The sequence below is a fragment of the Arsenicibacter sp. R0_47 genome (assembly GCF_057652235.1).
In genome coordinates this window covers 1-17,744 of record NZ_JBYFCJ010000021.1, presented here as the reverse complement: position 1 = coordinate 17,744, position 17,744 = coordinate 1, and the positions used below count along the sequence as shown (strand labels likewise).

General features: G+C 52.8%; 9 protein-coding genes. 1 reads left to right on the top strand and 8 read right to left on the bottom strand.

Annotation, left to right across the window (positions count from 1 at the left end):
- Nucleotides 1-57 precede the first annotated feature (57 nt).
- The gene (gene prmA / locus AC23NW_RS25625; RefSeq protein WP_293837804.1) at nt 58-891 is read right to left on the bottom strand and encodes a 50S ribosomal protein L11 methyltransferase; all 834 of its coding nucleotides are present in this window, start codon (nt 889-891) and stop codon (nt 58-60) included.
- A 142-nt stretch (nt 892-1,033) separates the two neighbouring features.
- Nucleotides 1,034-3,244 carry a S46 family peptidase gene (locus AC23NW_RS25620; protein WP_487453048.1) on the bottom strand — a complete coding sequence of 737 codons (2,211 nt, stop codon included), beginning with the start codon at nt 3,242-3,244 and terminating at the stop codon, nt 1,034-1,036.
- Nucleotides 3,245-3,439: 195 nt separating this feature from the next.
- On the opposite strand from AC23NW_RS25620, the gene AC23NW_RS25615 reads away from it, so the two are divergent.
- The gene (locus AC23NW_RS25615) at nt 3,440-4,222 is read left to right on the top strand and encodes a DUF2490 domain-containing protein (protein ID WP_487453046.1); all 783 of its coding nucleotides are present in this window, start codon (nt 3,440-3,442) and stop codon (nt 4,220-4,222) included.
- Here the strand turns inward: AC23NW_RS25615 and treF are convergent, their stop codons facing one another.
- The 6 genes from treF to AC23NW_RS25585 form a co-directional block, all read right to left on the bottom strand.
- Nucleotides 4,223-5,725 (bottom strand): alpha,alpha-trehalase TreF, encoded by a 1,503-nt coding sequence (gene treF / locus AC23NW_RS25610; protein ID WP_487453045.1) that lies wholly within the window; start codon nt 5,723-5,725, stop codon nt 4,223-4,225.
- A 92-nt stretch (nt 5,726-5,817) separates the two neighbouring features.
- Nucleotides 5,818-8,790 (bottom strand): Ig-like domain-containing protein, encoded by a 2,973-nt coding sequence (locus tag AC23NW_RS25605; RefSeq protein WP_487453043.1) that lies wholly within the window; start codon nt 8,788-8,790, stop codon nt 5,818-5,820.
- 434 nt (nt 8,791-9,224) lie between these two features.
- Entirely contained in the window at nt 9,225-10,970 is a 1,746-nt protein-coding gene (locus tag AC23NW_RS25600) for an Ig-like domain repeat protein (protein ID WP_487453041.1), read from the bottom strand.
- A 248-nt stretch (nt 10,971-11,218) separates the two neighbouring features.
- Entirely contained in the window at nt 11,219-12,904 is a 1,686-nt protein-coding gene (locus AC23NW_RS25595) for an IPT/TIG domain-containing protein (protein WP_487453040.1), read from the bottom strand.
- Nucleotides 12,905-12,972: 68 nt separating this feature from the next.
- Complete coding sequence (locus tag AC23NW_RS25590) at nt 12,973-15,852, bottom strand: TonB-dependent receptor (RefSeq protein ID WP_293837790.1); 2,880 nt, start codon at nt 15,850-15,852, stop codon at nt 12,973-12,975.
- 222 nt (nt 15,853-16,074) lie between these two features.
- A complete protein-coding gene (locus tag AC23NW_RS25585; RefSeq protein ID WP_487453039.1) occupies nt 16,075-17,505 on the bottom strand; it encodes a M14 family zinc carboxypeptidase in 1,431 nt (476 codons plus the stop codon).
- Nucleotides 17,506-17,744 lie beyond the last annotated feature (239 nt).

Here is a 17,744-nt window from a genome sequence, read left to right as displayed (position 1 = left end):
GACCCGCAGGCCAGCCCGTTTGTGATCGATCAATTAAGGTTGCCCAACGGGCTTTTGTTATGCTTTCCGGAAGACGAGCGACGACCATTGGTTTTTCGTCAGCGAGCGGACCAGTTCCATACCCGATTCAGTAGCCTTGGCCTGAATATCGGCCGCATCGTACTCATAAAACCCGCTGACAAACAGGTAGCCGCCGTCAGTAAGTAACCCCACATACGCCGGAATTTCGACCAGCAGCACGTTGCGGTTGATATTAGCCAGCACAATGTCATAACGGTCGGCCGGATCAACATCGGCGATGGTTCCCTGAAAGACCCGGATTTCCGGATGGTCGTTCAGCGCCGCATTTTCGACGGCGTTTTCCACGGCCCATTCTTCAATGTCAAACGCAACCACCGGCGAGGCCCCCATTTTAGCGGCCAGAATCGCCAGGATACCGGTCCCCGAACCCACATCCAGCACGGCTTTACCGGCGTGCTCAATACTCATCTGGTGTTCCAGCATCATGGAAGTTGTTTCGTGGTGGCCGGTGCCAAACGACATTTTCGGGTTAATCACGAGTTCATGCTGAAACGCAGCATCCGGCTCATGAAACGACGCCCGCACTCTGACCAGATTTTCGCCCACCGTAATGGGTTCGTAATTCTGTTCCCACTCGGCATTCCAGTTCTTTTTCTCTAACGAACTGGCTTGATAGGCTATTGCAGTCAGCTCCGCGTATTTCGCGATAACTTCCTGAATAGCTGCCTCGTCGAACAGGTCTTCGGTAACATATGCCAACAGCCCTTCGTCGGTCTCAACAAATGACTCAAAACCAAGCTCTCCCAACTCTGCCATCAGAATATCGGTATAATCGGGCGAGAGTGTCAGCGACAATTCAATATAATTCATGTGTTTTGTTTTCCTGCTTTTTTCAAATCCTAACGTAAAATAAGCAACATTACTAAGATTCTTCGCCCCTGTATGCAAAACCGGCGTTTCCTTATGAATGATTCCATAGGGAAACGCCGGCTCGTATGGGCTGCATCCACGGTTATTTCCCTGTGGTCAGTTCCAGAATCAGGCGGTCGGCCTTGTAGATGTAACGCATGGCGGCCACCATCCCGCCGGCATGCACCGAAATACTTCTGTTTTTATCAGGGACAAAAATGAAACTGCCTGGCAGGCTCTCCATATTGCCGTCGAAAACCAGCCCGACGGCTTCCCGGTTTTTGTTGATCATCGGGCTGCCGGAGTTGCCGCCGATAATATCGTTGGTCGTAATAAAGCACATCGGTTGCTTCAGCAGCTCGGCCGGCGGATTTTTCCAGCGGGCGGGCAGGCTCCACGGATACTTATCGCCAAACGAATAATTACGGTCATACAGCCCCGCAAAGGTAGTGATGACCGGTGCAACCGTTCCGTTATACGGATACCCTTTCACAATGCCGTCGTTGATCCGCAGCGAGAAGGTGGCATCCGGCGGCACGTTATTGCCATACACATCATACACATACCGCCCCAGCTGACTGCTCAGCACTTCCTGACGGGCATTGACCTGCTGCATTTTCTGGCTGGCGGCATCATACCGTTTCTGGCCCGCCCGCGCCAGCACCAGCATCGGATCGGTCGACGAGGTGATGGCCCCGCCCCGTGTAATGAGGTCTTCGACAAACGCTTTGTCAAACAGCTTTGTCGAGCGGAGCAGGTAAGCCGCTGCTTCTTTCGGCGTCCGCAGTTGCCCGTTTTCACCCGTCAGCGCTGCTTTTACATACGGATCGTCGTTCCCAAGCGCGGCCTGCGCTTCGGCTAAATGGGCTGCCAGGTAACTTTCTTCCAGAGACCGGCTAGCGACCTCCGGCATTTCCAGCATGGTCCGCATGCGTTCCGCCTGCCGCGGCTGGGCCAGAAAAAACTCTCCGTACTGTGCCAGTAAATGCGCAAACGTCAGCAATTCACCCCGCGCCAGCGGGTTGGGGGAGAGGTAGGTATTATCGTTGAACACCTGCCGCATGGCCGCTACGTTTTCTGCCATATCAGCCCAGACATCGGCCCGGCCGGTAGCTGTGCCACCCGTTGCTGTACTGCCCGCAGCCGGTACACCGCTTGCCGCTGAACTTCCGCCGACCTGCGCCTCCCGCTTTGCCGACTGCCCCAGCAGGGCATCAGCCTTGAACTGTCGTTCAAACGCCGCTTTACGGGCGAGCAGATACGGGTCACGCAATCCATCGAGCTGACCGCTGTAGGCTTTGTAGCTGTTTTCAAAGCTGAAAATCTCGTTCAGGATGCTGTCACTTTTAGCGGTTGCGTTATAGGCCTGAAGCGCCGCCGACCGGTTCCGGATCAGGGTCAGGATGTACGGAATTTTCAGATCACGGTCGAATTCCAGTTCGGCAACCGTTTTCAGCCGCTCGGTGCTGCCGGGATTGCCGATCACAAAAATCGGCTCATTCTCACGGACACCGTTGGTATTAAATTTAAAGAAATGTTTGGTCTGCAATGGCTTACCATTGTCGTAGACCCGGAAAAACGAGCAGTCGAGGGCATAGCGCGGATAAGTAAAGTTGTCGGGATCGCCGCCGAAAAAGCCCAGCTGTAACTCGGGCATAAACACCAGCCGCACGTCGGTATACCGCTTGAATCCATACAGTGCATAGCGGCCACCGTTGTAAAACGTAACGGTTTGCAGCTCCAGCCCCTTCCAGTCGGCGCGGGCAGTGTATTCCTGTTTGATGGCGGCAAATGCCTGCTCGCGGCCACGCAGCTGCTCCCGCTCTGAGCCGGTTCCCATCGCATCCTGCACCCGTTTGGTAATATCTTCGATCTTCACCAGCTGATCGACAAACAGGCCTGGCACCTTGCGCTCCTCAGCCAGTGTTTTGGCATAAAAACCAGTGTTGTTCAGGTCTTCTCCTTTGCGGGCTACCCCCGTGCCGGATTCACGGGCGCAGTGGTGGTTGGTCATGACCAGCCCGCTCGCCGACACAAACGACGCGGAGCAATAGTCGGCAAACCGAAGCGAGGCCAGCCGTGTTTCCTCAAACCATTTGTCATCCGGTTTGAAACCGTACGTTTTGGCAAAGTAATCTTTCGGCGGACTGTCGAACGTCCACATTTTGCCCATATCGTACGGACCGGCCTTAACCGTATCCGTCCGGACAGCCGCGGCTCCCTGTCCTTGTGCAGGCAGCAGGCCGCTGCCCAGTATCGTTGCGGCAGTCAGAAGCACAGCGGCTTCCCGTTTCCATCTATGTTGTACTTGCATAGGTTTTATTGTTCACGATGGTCTGTAACATTCCCGGGGTAAAGTAAGACTAAAAACGGGGAAACCGGTAATTTGTTGAGTGAGAGTCCTTAAATAACCGGCTTACCAGGTATTCAGTCCCTTTTGATATGGTTTTCAGCCCCGATGCTGCATTACCGGTTTTGTTACTGAAACAAGCCGGCACTGCCGCCATCCATGTCTGTTCATCAGCGTTATCTTATCATCTGCCTGTTCTGGTCCTTTCTCCCATGCTGTGTATCAGCCCAGAACCGGATACACGACCCCAATCTCATTGGCTGGTACGCCTACTTCGGCGACCACAAGCTGTCGGATAAATGGGCTGTCCATACCGAATACCAGTGGCGGCGGATTGACCTCATCCGGAGCTGGCAACAATCCCTGGCCCGGGTTGGACTTCAGTATAGCCTGACCGACCGCATCAAAGCATCGGCCGGTTATACCCTGCTGCTGGGATTTCCATACGGACGCTTCCCCGAATCAGAAGCGGGCGTTCCCAATCCGGAGCACCGGATTTATCAGGATCTTGAGCTGGAACAAACGGCCGGTCGCCTGCAACTCACGCATCGTTTCCGGCTCGAACAACGCTGGATGAGCAACTGGTCGGATGCAGGCGGACGCAAATCCCTGGGCTGGCAGTACCAGAACCGCGCCCGGTACCGTATCCGCGGCGCCTTGCCGCTTGGTGCACCCACCATGGAAACAGCAACGTGGTACGCAACGGCTTACGACGAGCTGTTCATTGGTTTCGGGCCAAATGTTCAGCTGGATGTGTTTGATCAAAACCGGATTTTTCTGGGTCTTGGCTATCAGTTTTCACCATCCCTGAAGCTTGAGGGCGGTTTTCTGAATCAGCTTGTTCAGCATGCCGAACCCGATCCGGCAACCGGCCTGCCTGTTCTGGAACGGAATAACGGCTTTACACTGAGTGTGTATTGGGATCTCGACTTCCGCCGCTGATCAGCTGTGCAGCAGTGCCATGTACACGCCGTTGGTCCAGCCGAAGCCATCCTGATTCGGGTATTTACCACCACCGGCTACCAGTACATCGTCTACGACATTGTATTTTTCCATCATTTTGCCGGTTACCTGAAATACCTTATCGTTCAGCATCAGCCAGCGGTCGCGGGCTTTCCGGGCGGTTGTTGTAAACCCGTAATTCAGTAACCCCTGATAGACAATCCATTGCAGGGGAGCCCAGCCGTTTGGCCAGTCCCATTGCTGCCCCGACTGTTTGAGGGTAGTGACCCAGCCACCCGCCTGCAGGAACTCCTGTTCCAGCAGGTCATGCACCCGTTGCGCCTGTTCAAACGTAGCTATCTGAAAAAACAAAGGGAACACCCCGGCCAGCGTCAGCGCGGGTGTGGGCTGCAACGTTCCGATCCGGACGTCTTTGTAAAAACCGGCCTGCTCATCCCAGAACAACTGCTGAATCAGTTGCTTCCGGTCGTCGGCTTTCCGGTTAAAAACCGTTGCCTGTGCTTCCTGCCCGCACTGCGTAAATGCCCTGGCCAGTGTACGTTCATAGGAATACAACAGGCAGTTCAGATCAACCGGCAGGATATCAACCGTCTCCGTGTAGGGAATACTCTGTTCATCGCTTATCCAGCGGCTGCTGAAATCCCATCCCGACTCGCATGCCGCCCGCAGATTACGGTACATGTCATCAGGATTAACCTCCAGAAAATTAGCCTCCTGCTTTAATTCGGTCTCTACCCGGAACGCTTCCGGCCTGGGTGTGGGCGTCGGATCCCAGTAACGGTTCAGGACACCCCCGGTTCCCGGCTTTACCACATGGTCAGCTACCGCTGCTTCGCTGTGTTCACCTGCCATCCAGTAGGCATATTCTTTTTCGAGCTGCGGCAGGTATTCGCAGAACACATCCGGACCATCGATCTCAGCCAGCAATTCGACCATTAATCCGAAAAAAGGAGGTTGCGAGCGGGTCAGGAAATAGGTACGGTTTCCGTTCGGGATAAAACCATAGGTATCAATCAGATAAGCAAAGTTATCGACCATTCCACGTACCAGTCCGTTGCGTCCGGAACGCTGAAGCCCCAGCATGGTAAAGTAACTGTCCCAGTAGAAAATCTCGCGGAACCGGCCGCCCGGTACCACATACGGATGGGGCAGCGGCAACCGAGAACTGCCCTCAACCAGTTGGTCAGCCGGTCGGGTCAGCACATCCCAGAGCCGTTCGATGTGCGCTTTTGTCGTCATCGACGTATCACTCACAAAATGGCTGGTGGCTGATTCAGGAATCAGGAAATACTGCCGTACAAACTGCTCCAGATTAAAATCCGGCTTTTCTTTTTCAGCGCGGTACAGCATCAGAATAGTATCAGGCGACAACATGGGAACGGCGTCCACAAATGTCTTGGTATCCGTAAAAATGCGGCTCAACTGCACATCCCTGAACAGTTCGCCAAAAAGAATATCCGGTGAGGCCAGGTTCTTTGTCAAAGCAAAAAGGGGTTTACACTAACACATGCTAGCATAAACCCCCATTCGCAGTCTTTGGCTTACTTTTTACCTTTTTTTTATTGATTGTCCGCTCAACGGCCGGCTTTCAGCAGCTTGATAGTCCGTCGCCCGCCGGCTGTATACTGAATGTCCAGAAGATAATGCCCGGCATTCAGATTGTCGCCGAACAGTACTTTTTCGCCCTTCTGTGCACTTCCCAGCACACTCCGTTCTACACCGAGCATATCCAGCACACGCAGTGCATAAATGTCGCCATCAGCCACGAACGTAAACCGGTCTGTGGTCGGGTTCGGATAGGCAACGTTCAGGACTTCTTCTACGATGGCCTCCCGCGCGCCTGCTGAACATTTGTTTACCCGCTTGCAGAACTGCCGGTACCAGGGCGAAGCAGAATAGTTGACTCCCACGCAGACATCGCCACCCGTAAACCACGGCCCGAAATTGATACTTACCTTACCCGGCTGGGTCGGCGTTACACTGCTGGTTGAACCGGTGCTCCACCACGAAAAGTTAGTTGCATTGGCCAGATATGTGCTGTTTAACTCAAACGTTGTTACGGCATTGACCGGCACACAATCCGGCCCTACAATATCGGCCGTGGCCGGCGTCGGCGGGGTTACCGTAACAGTCAGCACATTGATGGTGACAGCACCCGATGTGGTCATGGCGCCGGCATTGTCGGTTGCTTTTGCCGACAGCGTGTAGGTGCCCGCCGCCACGTTACTCCACACGAACCGGTATGGCGCTGTAGTGGTCTCACCCAGCTTAGTGGTGCCATTGTAGAATTCAACTTTCGCGACACTGCCGTCACTGTCAGCAGCATTGGCCGAAATCGTCACCGAAGCCGGTGCGGCAAAGGTCGTACTGGCCGCGGGACCGGTCAGCGTTATGGTCGGAGCCTGATTGGGTGGCGCCGGTGCTACAACGGTGATTGTACGGGTAGCCGATGTGGTGACGGCGCCGGCATTATCCGTTGCCTTTGCCGACAGCGTATAGGTTCCGGCAGCCACACTGCCCCAGCTGAATTGATACGGCGCGCTTGTGCTCTCGCCGAGTTTCGTGCTGCCGTTATAGAACTCTACTTTGGCGACGGTACCGTCGGTATCTGCCGCATTGGCCGAGATCGTCACTGAAGCCGGTGCAGTAAACGTAGCGTTGGCGGCCGGACTCAGCAGTGTCACCGTCGGCGGCTGGTTGGCAGGCGGTGTCACGGTTGTTGAGCACACCGCTACGGTTTTACAGAATTGCTGATACCACGGCGCAGCCGAATAATTTACACCCACACAAACCTGTCCACCGGAAAAATAAGGTCCGAAATTAAACGTTGCCTTGCCGGGCTGCGTCGGGGTGATGCTGCTGGTCGACCCTGTACTCCACCATGAGAAGCTGGCCGCATTCTGCAACAGATTCGGGTTTAGTTCGAATACCTTACTATCGTTCAGACTGACACAGTCCGGCCCGATCAGATCGGCGCCCGAACTGCCCGGGTTGGTGACGATAATATTGACCGTCGCCGATGAACCGACAGCTCCCTGATTGTCCGTTGCTTTTGCGGATACGGTATAGTAACCGGCGGCTACATTCGTCCAGGCATACGTGTACGGTGCGCTTGTGCTCTCCCCTAGTTTCGTACTGCCGTTGTAGAATTCGACTTTAACCACACTACCGTCGGCATCGGCTGCCGTTGCCGACAGGTTAATGAGGGCGGGCACCGTAAAGCTGGCATTCGCAGACGGAGCGGTCAGAGAGACGGTCGGGATCTGGTTCGGGGCTGGCACGGCCGTTAGCTGCACGGCTGTTGACGTAAGCGTCTGTCCGTTTGGCAGGGTAGCCTGTGCGATCAATGTATACGAACCCGCCGCGATACCGGTAATGGTCCAGGCATAAGGCGCGGTCGTATCCTCGCCGAGTTTCGTGCTGCCGCTGTAGAACGCGACCGACGTAGCCGTGGTATTGCTGACCGTGGCCGAAATCACCACATTAGAGCCGATAACAGCGGTGGCATTGTTTGCCGGGCTGGTGATGGCAACCGTCGGTGTGGCCGGTCCGAAATCATCTGCCGGACTCAGTATCCAGTTTTTTACATACGTTCCGGACTGGCTTGTGTTGTTCCAGCCATTATTGCCGCATGCGCCCGGCGCCAGCGCAGCCGACGACTCATCTTTATCGCAGAAACTCCAGTTACACCAGCTCACTTTGATTCCCGAGGAATTCTGCCCCGCCATCAGGTTAATCCAGCTCTGCCCGTTTACGTAGTCATTGCCGCCGTTGCCGGAATAGTTGCTGGTTCCCCATTCGGAAACAAACAGCGGAACACTTTTCAGCACATCGTCGATGTAGTTCTGCGAGTAGTGCGAACCGGCGTAGAAGTGAAAGGTATACATAACATTGTAGGCATTGGCTCCTGTCAGCGGGTTGCTGATGACATCACCCGGTGTACCGCTCCAGTTCGGCGTACCGACCAGAATAATAGCCTCACTATCGTATTGCCGGATGATCGGAATCACCTGCTCGGCATAGCTTTTTACCGAACTCCAGCTCACCCCGTTCGGTTCGTTACAGATTTCGTAGATCACATGTTTTTTACCGGCATGCTTCTGCGCCATGATCTGAAAAAACTGCTTCGCTTCATTCAGATGAATGTTCGGGTCACCGGGATTAAGGATATGCCAGTCAATAACGCAGTAAATGCCATTCTGCTCGGTCCAGTCCACAATGTTGTCGACGGTTGCCCGCAAACCGGCCGGATTGCTGGTATACCCGCCCTCATCTACATACATGGCTGCCCGGAATACGTCGGCACCCCATTGGGTGGCCAGTGTCTGCACCGCACCGGCCGTGTAACACTGTCCGAACCACTGCAAGCCGTGGGAGCTCATTCCCCGCAGCTGAATGGCCTTCCCTGATTCATTCGATAACTGGCGGCCCACCAGTTTCAGGCGGCCGTTGGCGGCAACCGGCGTTGGTGACTGCGCGTACGCAACGGTACTCATCATCAACCAAAGGCTCATAATGCCCGTCAGAAAGGAGGAGATGTGTTTCATCTGAAATGTAACCGGTTTAAGGTTAGCTATAAAACAAAGGCGTTTTTTGGTTAATATCGCTCATTTGCTAAAAGTCTTGCCATTGCGTCATTTTTATATAAATTTTTGAGGAAATGGGGCTTAACTTCCGGCCTTCAAACAAAAAACTGCTGATCAGAGGCCGTTTCTGTCAACGGAAATCCCCCAATCAGCAGTTAGTATACCAGAGAAATGAATATATCCTCAGATAAAATCAGAATTGTACTGACACTTATTTTTGCCGGAAGCCTGCTGGCTGTACATCAGCTCATGTATCCGCATGCCTCCCGTTTTGCAACCGATATGGCTTCCGAAACAGCTTCAGTATCAACGCTTTTATCAAGGACAACCTATTTTTTTCTTTTCCTTGCAGCCGGCAGTCTTGCGTTTCTCCTGTTTGGTAAGCAAACCCGTCCTTAACGGTAGGCCTGCACCTGCGGGTTGAACTCTGTCCAGCCGGTTGTCCAGTCAGTTGTGGCGCCAAAGGCCCCGATATAGGCCGCTGTCGTCAGGAAGGCATTTGTCGGCAACGTGGCCGAGCCGCTCAACAATGTTCCGGCTGACGCCACCGTCAACAAGGGCCGGCCGGTAACAATGCTGGCCGGTGTTACGCCTGTAGTAAGGTTGTCTGCCAGTATCTTGTTGCCTGTCTGCGCCAGGAACCACTGCGTCGGCGTCTGGAGGCCGATGTTGTACGGCGTTTCGGTGGCCGACAGGGTCACATTCCGAACCGGATAACCTCTTGGTGCTGTTGCAGCGCCCAATCCGAAGCCGTTTGAACCCCAGTTCTGGATCCCGGCCAGTACTACGCCGTTAAGCAGTACAGTGCCGTTCAGCGCATTGGTCAGCGTACTGCCGCCATCGGCCGGATCTACATACAAGCCGTTCGGATAACCTGTAACAAAGGTGTTATACACTTTCAGCCGCGTATTGCGGCGCAGGTGAATGCCATTGTTAAACTGCACATTGATTGCCGTGTTGGCATCCGCTTTCGGACCAATCAAACTGTAATTGGCAAACACCCCGGCGGTTACCGGCAATGCACTGCTTCCGGCAGCGTTGTTATCCGACTCAAATCCGTTCGAGCCAGACCCGTCGGCCAGCATGCTGCCGCGAATCCCGAGGCCAAACTGGCTGTAGCCGGTATACCCGTTATCGGTATCAAAATCATCGTCAATTGACCGGTAAGCCACCAGGTACTTGCTGTTTACGGTACCGCCGAACCACTCAAAGGCATCATCACCCGAATACGATACCTGAATATATTCAAGCGTCGTACCGCTACCGACCGCTCCGAGTGTCAGGCCATTAATTTCGGCATTCGGCGAAATGGTGTAGCCGGCGTATTCAATCCGCACATAGCGCAGCGTCCCCGAATTATCAGCCAGTACCGGCGACGGCCCGCCGCCCGCAAAGGCGCCGTAATTACCTTCCAGCTCACCCCAGCCGTCCTGGTTAAACGTTGACCGGCCACACAGGACCACACCGCCCCAGTCACCCGGCTCGCGCAGGCCCGGCTCGCGTTCCGACGTAAAAATAATCGGTGCGTCGGCAGTTCCTTCAGCCATTAGCCGGCTCCCCCGCTGTACTACCAACGTACCGTGTGTTGACCGCTCCCCGAGAATAATCGTCCCCGGCTGAATCGTCAGCACAGCCGTTGCCGACGGGCTGCCGGTAATGGTCTGATCGGCACCGACCCGGACAAAGCCTGAAAGCTTATAAATTTTGTCGTTGGTCCAGGTCGTATTGGTCGTGATAGAACCCGTAACGGTGATGATCGGTTTCGGCGTAATGGTCACGACCAGCGTACTGGTTTGCGAAAGCCGGCTCATATTATCCTGCGCTACAATGGTAAATACCAGTTGTGAGCCTAATGGCTGTGTTTTGGGTACTGTATAACTGGCGCTGTAGGCCGCCGTGGTTTCGGTGGTGTAGGTTTTGCTGTCAAAAGCGGCACCGTTCCGTGTCACGGTTACTGTTTTCAGGCCGGCGGGTGCACTGACAGATGCCCCGATCGTAATCAACTGCCCGGCAGCAGCTTCCATGGTTGTCTGGGTCCAGGCAACGGTCGGTGCAGGCTGCACATCCTCCTCTTTCTTACATCCGTATAAAAACAGTACAGCCACTAAGATGGCTGCCAGCGCATTAACAAAAGAAGACATCCGTCTCCGTACTGATAAATTCTGATAGCGGTTTACTGATTCCGGGTATTGGCTTTGCATCAGGTCGGATAATTTGGTTTTTGATCAGCTAAATTCGGAAAACCCCGGCGTAACAGCTAACACTTTTACCACCGTTTGATAAGTTGCTTTTTTTGTGCAGTTATATAATTGATTATGAATAGTATAAAAAAAACCGGGGGCAAGGCTCCCGGCTTTTCTGCGACACCAATATGAATTAAAAAAAGAGTTTATTTATCGTAATCAGTATTCTGTGGATTCCAGTTGGTCCAGCCGGTTGTCCAGTTAGTTGTCCCAAAGGCGCCACGGAACGTTTCTTTCGTGAAGAATGCATCAGCACCTTTGCCTTCCCATACGGCACCTGTCAGCAACGGTGAACCGGTTTGCGGCAGGAAGTTAGGCGCTGTCAGGTTAAACGAGGCTGCGTTCAGCAACAGAGTAGCAATATCAGCAGAAGCAACCAGTTGGTTCTTACGGGCAGCAGCGTTAAAGTAATCCTGCGCCTGTTGGTTTGTGATCGCACTTGCACCGCGTACGGCCGTTGTTGATGCGGTACCGACATTAGCCAGTACAATACCTTTCAGGTCAAGTGCACCACTGTTTATGTTAGCCAGTGTACCGGTTGCTGTACCGTCCAGACGAAGCCCTTCCGGGTAACCTACGAACAGTGAATTATAGATACTGATCGACGTATTACGACGCAGGTGCATCGCTGACTGATAGCCACCGCTACCTTTAACCGTTGCTGTCGACGGCGTACCGCTGAATACGAAGTTGCTTACGTTAGCAAAAACGGCAGCTGTCAATGGCAGACCTGCGTTAGGGCCTGTTGCCGGTTCACCCGTACCGGTAAAGTTATCTGACTCAAATCCGTTTGACGCCGACTGGTCAGCTACTTCAGGGTCACGCAGTGAAACAGCGTACTGAACTTTACCGGAGAAACCCCAGTCAGTATCCCAGTCATCATCCCAGCCACGGAAAGCCACCAGGTATTTCGCGTTTACTGTGCCACCAAACCACTCGTATGAGTCGTCACCGCTGTATGAAACCTGGATGTGGTCAATTGTTGTGCCTGAACCTACACCGTACAGTGTCAGACCATTGATTTCGCTGTTTGATGCGTTAGTCAGCGCGATACCACCGAATTCAATCCGGACATACTGCAACGTACCTGAGTTGTCTGTTGGTTCGTTATACGTACCGGTTGTTCCTTCGATACCGCCTTCGAATGTGGTTGCGCCCGGCTGGTTAATCGGAGCCTTACCGATCAGAACGATACCGCCCCAGTCACCGTAGTTCCGCTGACCGATAGCTTTGCTTGATGTAAATACGATTGGCTGATCAGCCGTACCGATAGCGGTCAGTTTGCCGCCCGGCTGCACGATCAGTGTACCACCTTTACCGGATGCGGCCGGATCTTCTTCCTTCGGAGCACCTTTGATGATAGTACCTTTCTCAATGGTCAGTGTCACGCCGTTACGGACATAAACAAAACCCAGAATCTTGTAGACGTTAGTAGCTGACCAGGTTGTGTTGGCCGTGATGGCACCCTGTACAGTAATTACCGGGCGGTTGCTCAGTGAGAAAGCCTGTGTGCTGCTCACGGTTACACCATTTACGGTTACCGTGATCGGGCCGTTCTGCGCACCGGCCGGTACCCGAACAACCAGTTGTGTTGTGCTTGCCGAAACAACCGTAGCCTGTACACTACCAAACTTAACCACGTTGTTAGCCGCTGTTGCGTCAAATTTGGTACCGGTGATAGTCATGGTCGTTCCAACCGGAGCCGACGTATTGGAGATTGATTCAATTGTCAAAACAGGTTCGGGCGTGCTGTCATTCTTACAGGCCGAGACGGCTATGAATAAGCCCGTGACAACGAGTAAACAATACGACCAGTTTTTGAGGAATTGCATAAATAAACGGATTTGGTTGTTTTAGACTGTTCTGCCCGACCTGCAATACGTTTTACAGACGGAGCGGTTTATGGGATAATGGTTCGACGGCCGAACGTGTACACCGCAGACAAAGTGAAGTAGCTTCCCCGCTTGAACTTCCGGACATCCTGATCAGCGTTAGCTGTTTTTGATGTCACATCGCTGTCGATTTTACCGTTACGGTTGAAATCCTGGCTAAACCGGACATACTGGTTCAGGATGTCCTGGATACCCAGACGGATTTCCAGTTGCTTTTTGAATTGCTTGCTGATGTTCAGGTCAACAACGTTACGCGGCATTTCGTAAACGGTCGGGCTGTTCACGTTACCCACCGCAAAAATCCGCTGACCAAATACGTTGTAAAGCAGGTTTGCATTCCAGTTCGACTTAGGATCGCTGTAGTACAGACCCATGTTCAGCAGGTACGGCGACTGACCGGCCAGTGCGCGCTCTTTGTCGGCAACACCTGTCAGATCGTAGTTCTGTGTAGCACCGCTCAGGTCAGGAGCCGTTACAAACTGACCCAGATTTACGCGGCTCTTGATGAATGATGCGTTACCGACAAACGTCAGGTTTTGCAGGAACACACTGGATGCGTTCGGGAAGCCTTTCCGGATCTCCAGTTCAACCCCGTAGTTCTGCGCCGACTTTGCGTTTGTAAAAGTGTAAGCTAAGCCATTGCCGGTTGGCAGCAGGAACGTTTCGATCGGATTTGTAAAGTGCTTATAGAAAGCAGTAATCGAAATCAATTCATTCTGCGTCGGGTACAGTTCCCATTTGGCATCTACGTTCTGGATGTTAGCCGTTTTCAGGGCAGTGTTACCACGAACATCGGCCAGGAGGTTAAAATCGAAGTAACTGAACGGCGCCAGTTCGCGGAATTCGGCACGGTTTACCGTCGATGAGAATGCAAAACGCAGGTTTTGTTTCTCGTCCAGTTTGTAGGTAAAGTTCAGCGAAGGCAGCGGGCTGAACACCTTGTTATTAACGAGGCGGCGGTTTGCGTTTGCGACTGTCGCTTTCAGGCCCTGGTCGTTGTATTCACCACGGAAACCCAGCGTCAGGTTTGCTTTCGGGCCGAAGTAGACATCGCCCGTTACGTAAGCGGCGCCGTAGTTATTGATGCCCTGATAGGAGTCAAGGTCTTTTGTACCATCGCGGAGTGACAGACCACCGTCCTGACCGGTAATATTTTTCAGGTCGAAGACCGTGTTGATAGACTGTTGTGTAATGGCCGAAGCATTACCAATGGTATTGTAGCCGTAGAAGCGGGCCGAGTAATCACGGTCTTTCTTTTCGCCGTAGACACCGAAACGGATGCGGTTTGGCTCACGGTCAGTCGGGTTACCGAATGTATGCTCACCGTTGGCGGCGAATGTAGCCACGCGCTCGCCCAGTTTTGAGTAGAAGCGGCCTACGTCGATCGGGTTAGGGTCAACCGGGGCAGCAATCTGGAAAGATGCCTCATTGCCGGCTGCGCTGGTTGCGCGCTGGTAGCGAACACGCTTCCAGTCCGGCTCCCAACGGCCGGTATAGCCATAACCGGCGATCCAGGTCAGCTTGGTCAGTTCGTTCAGTGTATGTTCACCCGATACTTGTGTTGTCAGGATACTGCGGTTTTCGAAGCGCTCTGAGTAGCTGCGCACATCATAGCCATCCACTACTTTCTGACCGTTACGTGCCACGGTTTCTGTGTTGCCTAACTGGTTGAAGAGCGTTTTCCATTCCAGAACAAACGCAGGCGAGAAACGAAGGGTCCAGTTATGTAATAATCCTAAGCGGGTCTGACGGGCGTAGCTGTTATCAGTATATTGTTCAAAAAGGTCATTTGCGGTCAGGCCGTTCTGATACAGATTAAAGTTCACATTGGCGCTCTGATGCGTCATTGAATAGTTGATGCTGGTCAGGTTACTTACCCGGACATTTCCGACATCAAACCGGCGGCCCATGTTCAGGGCAAAACGCAGATCCGGCGAAACAGTAATTGTATTCAGACCCCACGAGTTTGGCAACAGTTTGGCATAGGCTGCCCGCTGCAGCGCACTCTGGTTATTAAACGTCGCGGCCTTTGACGGGAAGCTGGACGGAATCTGCTGATCGGCACCCCACAGGCCCAGCCAGTTCGCGCCTGAACGGGAATGTGTCTGGGCATCGTTCAGCGTAGTCATTGGCCGGTAACCAACCGTAAAACCGACGTCCATAAAGTTCTGATCCGGACGACGTTTTGTGTAGATTTTAATGGCACCACCGGCAAAATCACCCGGCAGTTCTGCCGAACCGGATTTGTAGACGATCATCCGGTCGATGATATTGCTGGGTACTAAGTCAAAAGAGAATGAGCGGGTATCTACTTCGGTAGAGGGTGTAATGACATCGTTAATCAATACGGCATTGTAGCGTGAGCCGAGGCCGCGAACCATTACAAAGCGGTTGTCAACAATACTAACGCCTGGTACCCGGCGGATGGCCGCCGCCGCATCGCGGTCCTGCGACTTAACAATCTGCTGTGCCGACAAACCAACCGCGATTGGCTTTAGCTGCTTGATTTCGGAGATAACGGCGATTTCGGTGTTGGTTGCGCGGGTTGCCCGAACCACAACTTCCTGAAGCGATTTGCCTTCTTCTTCCAGTTCCGTATCAATGACCGTTGTGTTACCTGATTCGATCCGTACGTTGGCAAGCGACTTATTTTTGTACGAGACGTACGAAATGACAATGTTGTAGTTACCGGCCGGTACGTTAGCGACGTTGAAGTTCCCTTCGATATCAGTTGTTGACCCAAGTTGTGTACCGTCAATCCGAACCGTACAGCCGATGAGCGCTTCTTTGGTTTTGGCGTCCTTCACCGAACCTCTGATGGTTCCTTTCTGGGCAAACGCGCCGATGCTTAGTGTTAAAAGGAAAATTATTAACGAGATCTTTTTCATATTGGCATTATTACCGACTGGTAGAATTACGGCACAAAACTAGAGCCCTAATATTACCTCAATGTTATGCCACCGTTATGCCTAAATTATCTTTCCTGCTCTTTCTCAGTCTGTTTATCATGCCCGCTTAATACGAAAACGAATCCGCCCGGAAACAAAAATCCGGCGTTTACACATCCTGAAAGTTGTGTGAACGCCGGACCTGCCAGGCAACCGGACTGGCTAATCAACTACACCGGTCACCTGATAACCGATGTCCAGCATGGTATTGATGGCAAAGCCGTTCACAAACACATAGCGAATCTGTGTGTCGTCGGCCAGCAAAAACGTCGGAATCTGTCCAGGGCACAACGGCACTGACGGCAGCTTACCCTGATGCACAATATGAACGGGCAGCACAGGTGTATAGTCATCGGGGACTTCCTTTACAGTAAAAACCACAATTCCCTGTTCCCGTAATGCCACCAGATCCAGCCCGGCTACGGCATCAGGGTTTTCGAGCACGTCCGGATATACTTTCGGCGGCAGAATCGTTAATCCGGTTGCATCAATTTCCTGCAATCCGTGGAATGTTGATAAATCGCCCAGGTCATCGATTACGCTCCGGTAATAAAAACCGGTAGCGCCGGTTGTGTTTTCTTCATGGCGCAGTATACCAATGTCCATACCCGTTGTGTGCTCCCGATAGGTAACCTGCGCATTCCGTATCAGGACATCGAGCAATGTCCGGCCATTTTCCGGAATTACCTGATAGCCGCTGATATCTTCCTGCACATACGTCTCATTAGCAATGGCAGCCAGCGCCGACATAATACCGACAAAATTCAGGCGGCGGATGTACATTTTCTCCGGATCACCCTTATAGCCACCCGACTCTACCAGAATCAGCGTTGTTCCCCATTTCTGGATATTATCGCCGAAGGCCCGTGGCTCAAACTCATCATCGAAGCGCGCGATCTGGTCAGGTATAAACTGCTGCAACACCCGGTTCAGCCCCACAATGAGCTGCATCGAACGTTTCCGAACCTCATTGATATTCCGGTCTTCATCGTAAGCCGTTGCCAAAAACGACATAACGGCCTGTTTGCCGGTTGAACCGACCGTATAACGCGGATTCTGATCATGCAGGTTAAAGCCAACGAGTGGTTTCAGGGTTTGCTGCCGCTCTTTCAGCATAACGGATTCCGGCGATTGTAACCGCAGCGCATCGCGGTTCATATCGATGTCGAGGGCGGTCCGCCGCTGAAAACGTTCAGCCCCGTCGGGGTTCAGCATCGGAATAAAATAAAGCGTTGTTTTGGTCAGTAAGTCCTGCCGGAGCATATCCAACCCATCCCCGGATACCCGCAGAAAGTTGAATATATCGAACATGGCCATCGTGGCCGTTGCTTCATCACCGTGCATCTGCGACCACAGCAGCACCGGAACCGGACCGTTTCCGGCTTTAATTTGATAAACCGGCCGGTTTTCCAGTGATTTACCAATTACGGATACTACAAAGGGATCTATCGCGGCCAGTTCCTGAATCAGCGGTTCAATGTCTTTATGCTTAAACCGGCGGTGCGTAAAATACGGCTCGCGGTAAGCGTGGTAATTTTCGTATAACTGTAAGGCAAGCGTACGTGCCGCTTCTATGTCGGTATTCAGTATCATTCCGGTAAAAAAATAGCCCGCAGCTCTCGGGAGCTACGGGCTACAATATAGGTATCAAACGCCTTCGGTCAACTATTTTTTAGTTGCCTGCTTTTTCAGCATTTGCTTAATCTCTTTGTTTTCGGCTTTAATCTGCTGATTTTCTTTTTTCAGATCGATCATGTAGAGCGTGAGTTCTTCGATTTTTTCGAGCAGCTTGGCGTTCATCTTCACCACATCAACACCCTCTTCTACCACCT

Excerpts from the sequence above, each read along its gene's own strand:
- prmA (WP_293837804.1), bottom strand. The coding sequence starts at position 891 with ATGAATTATATTGAATTGTCGCTGACACTCTCGCCCGATTATACCGAT.
- AC23NW_RS25620 (WP_487453048.1), bottom strand. The coding sequence starts at position 3,244 with ATGCAAGTACAACATAGATGGAAACGGGAAGCCGCTGTGCTTCTGACT.
- AC23NW_RS25615 (WP_487453046.1), top strand. The coding sequence starts at position 3,440 with ATGTCTGTTCATCAGCGTTATCTTATCATCTGCCTGTTCTGGTCCTTT.
- AC23NW_RS25605 (WP_487453043.1), bottom strand. The coding sequence starts at position 8,790 with ATGAAACACATCTCCTCCTTTCTGACGGGCATTATGAGCCTTTGGTTG.
- AC23NW_RS25600 (WP_487453041.1), bottom strand. The coding sequence starts at position 10,970 with ATGTCTTCTTTTGTTAATGCGCTGGCAGCCATCTTAGTGGCTGTACTG.
- AC23NW_RS25595 (WP_487453040.1), bottom strand. The coding sequence starts at position 12,904 with ATGCAATTCCTCAAAAACTGGTCGTATTGTTTACTCGTTGTCACGGGC.
- AC23NW_RS25590 (WP_293837790.1), bottom strand. The coding sequence starts at position 15,852 with ATGAAAAAGATCTCGTTAATAATTTTCCTTTTAACACTAAGCATCGGC.
- AC23NW_RS25585 (WP_487453039.1), bottom strand. The coding sequence starts at position 17,505 with ATGATACTGAATACCGACATAGAAGCGGCACGTACGCTTGCCTTACAG.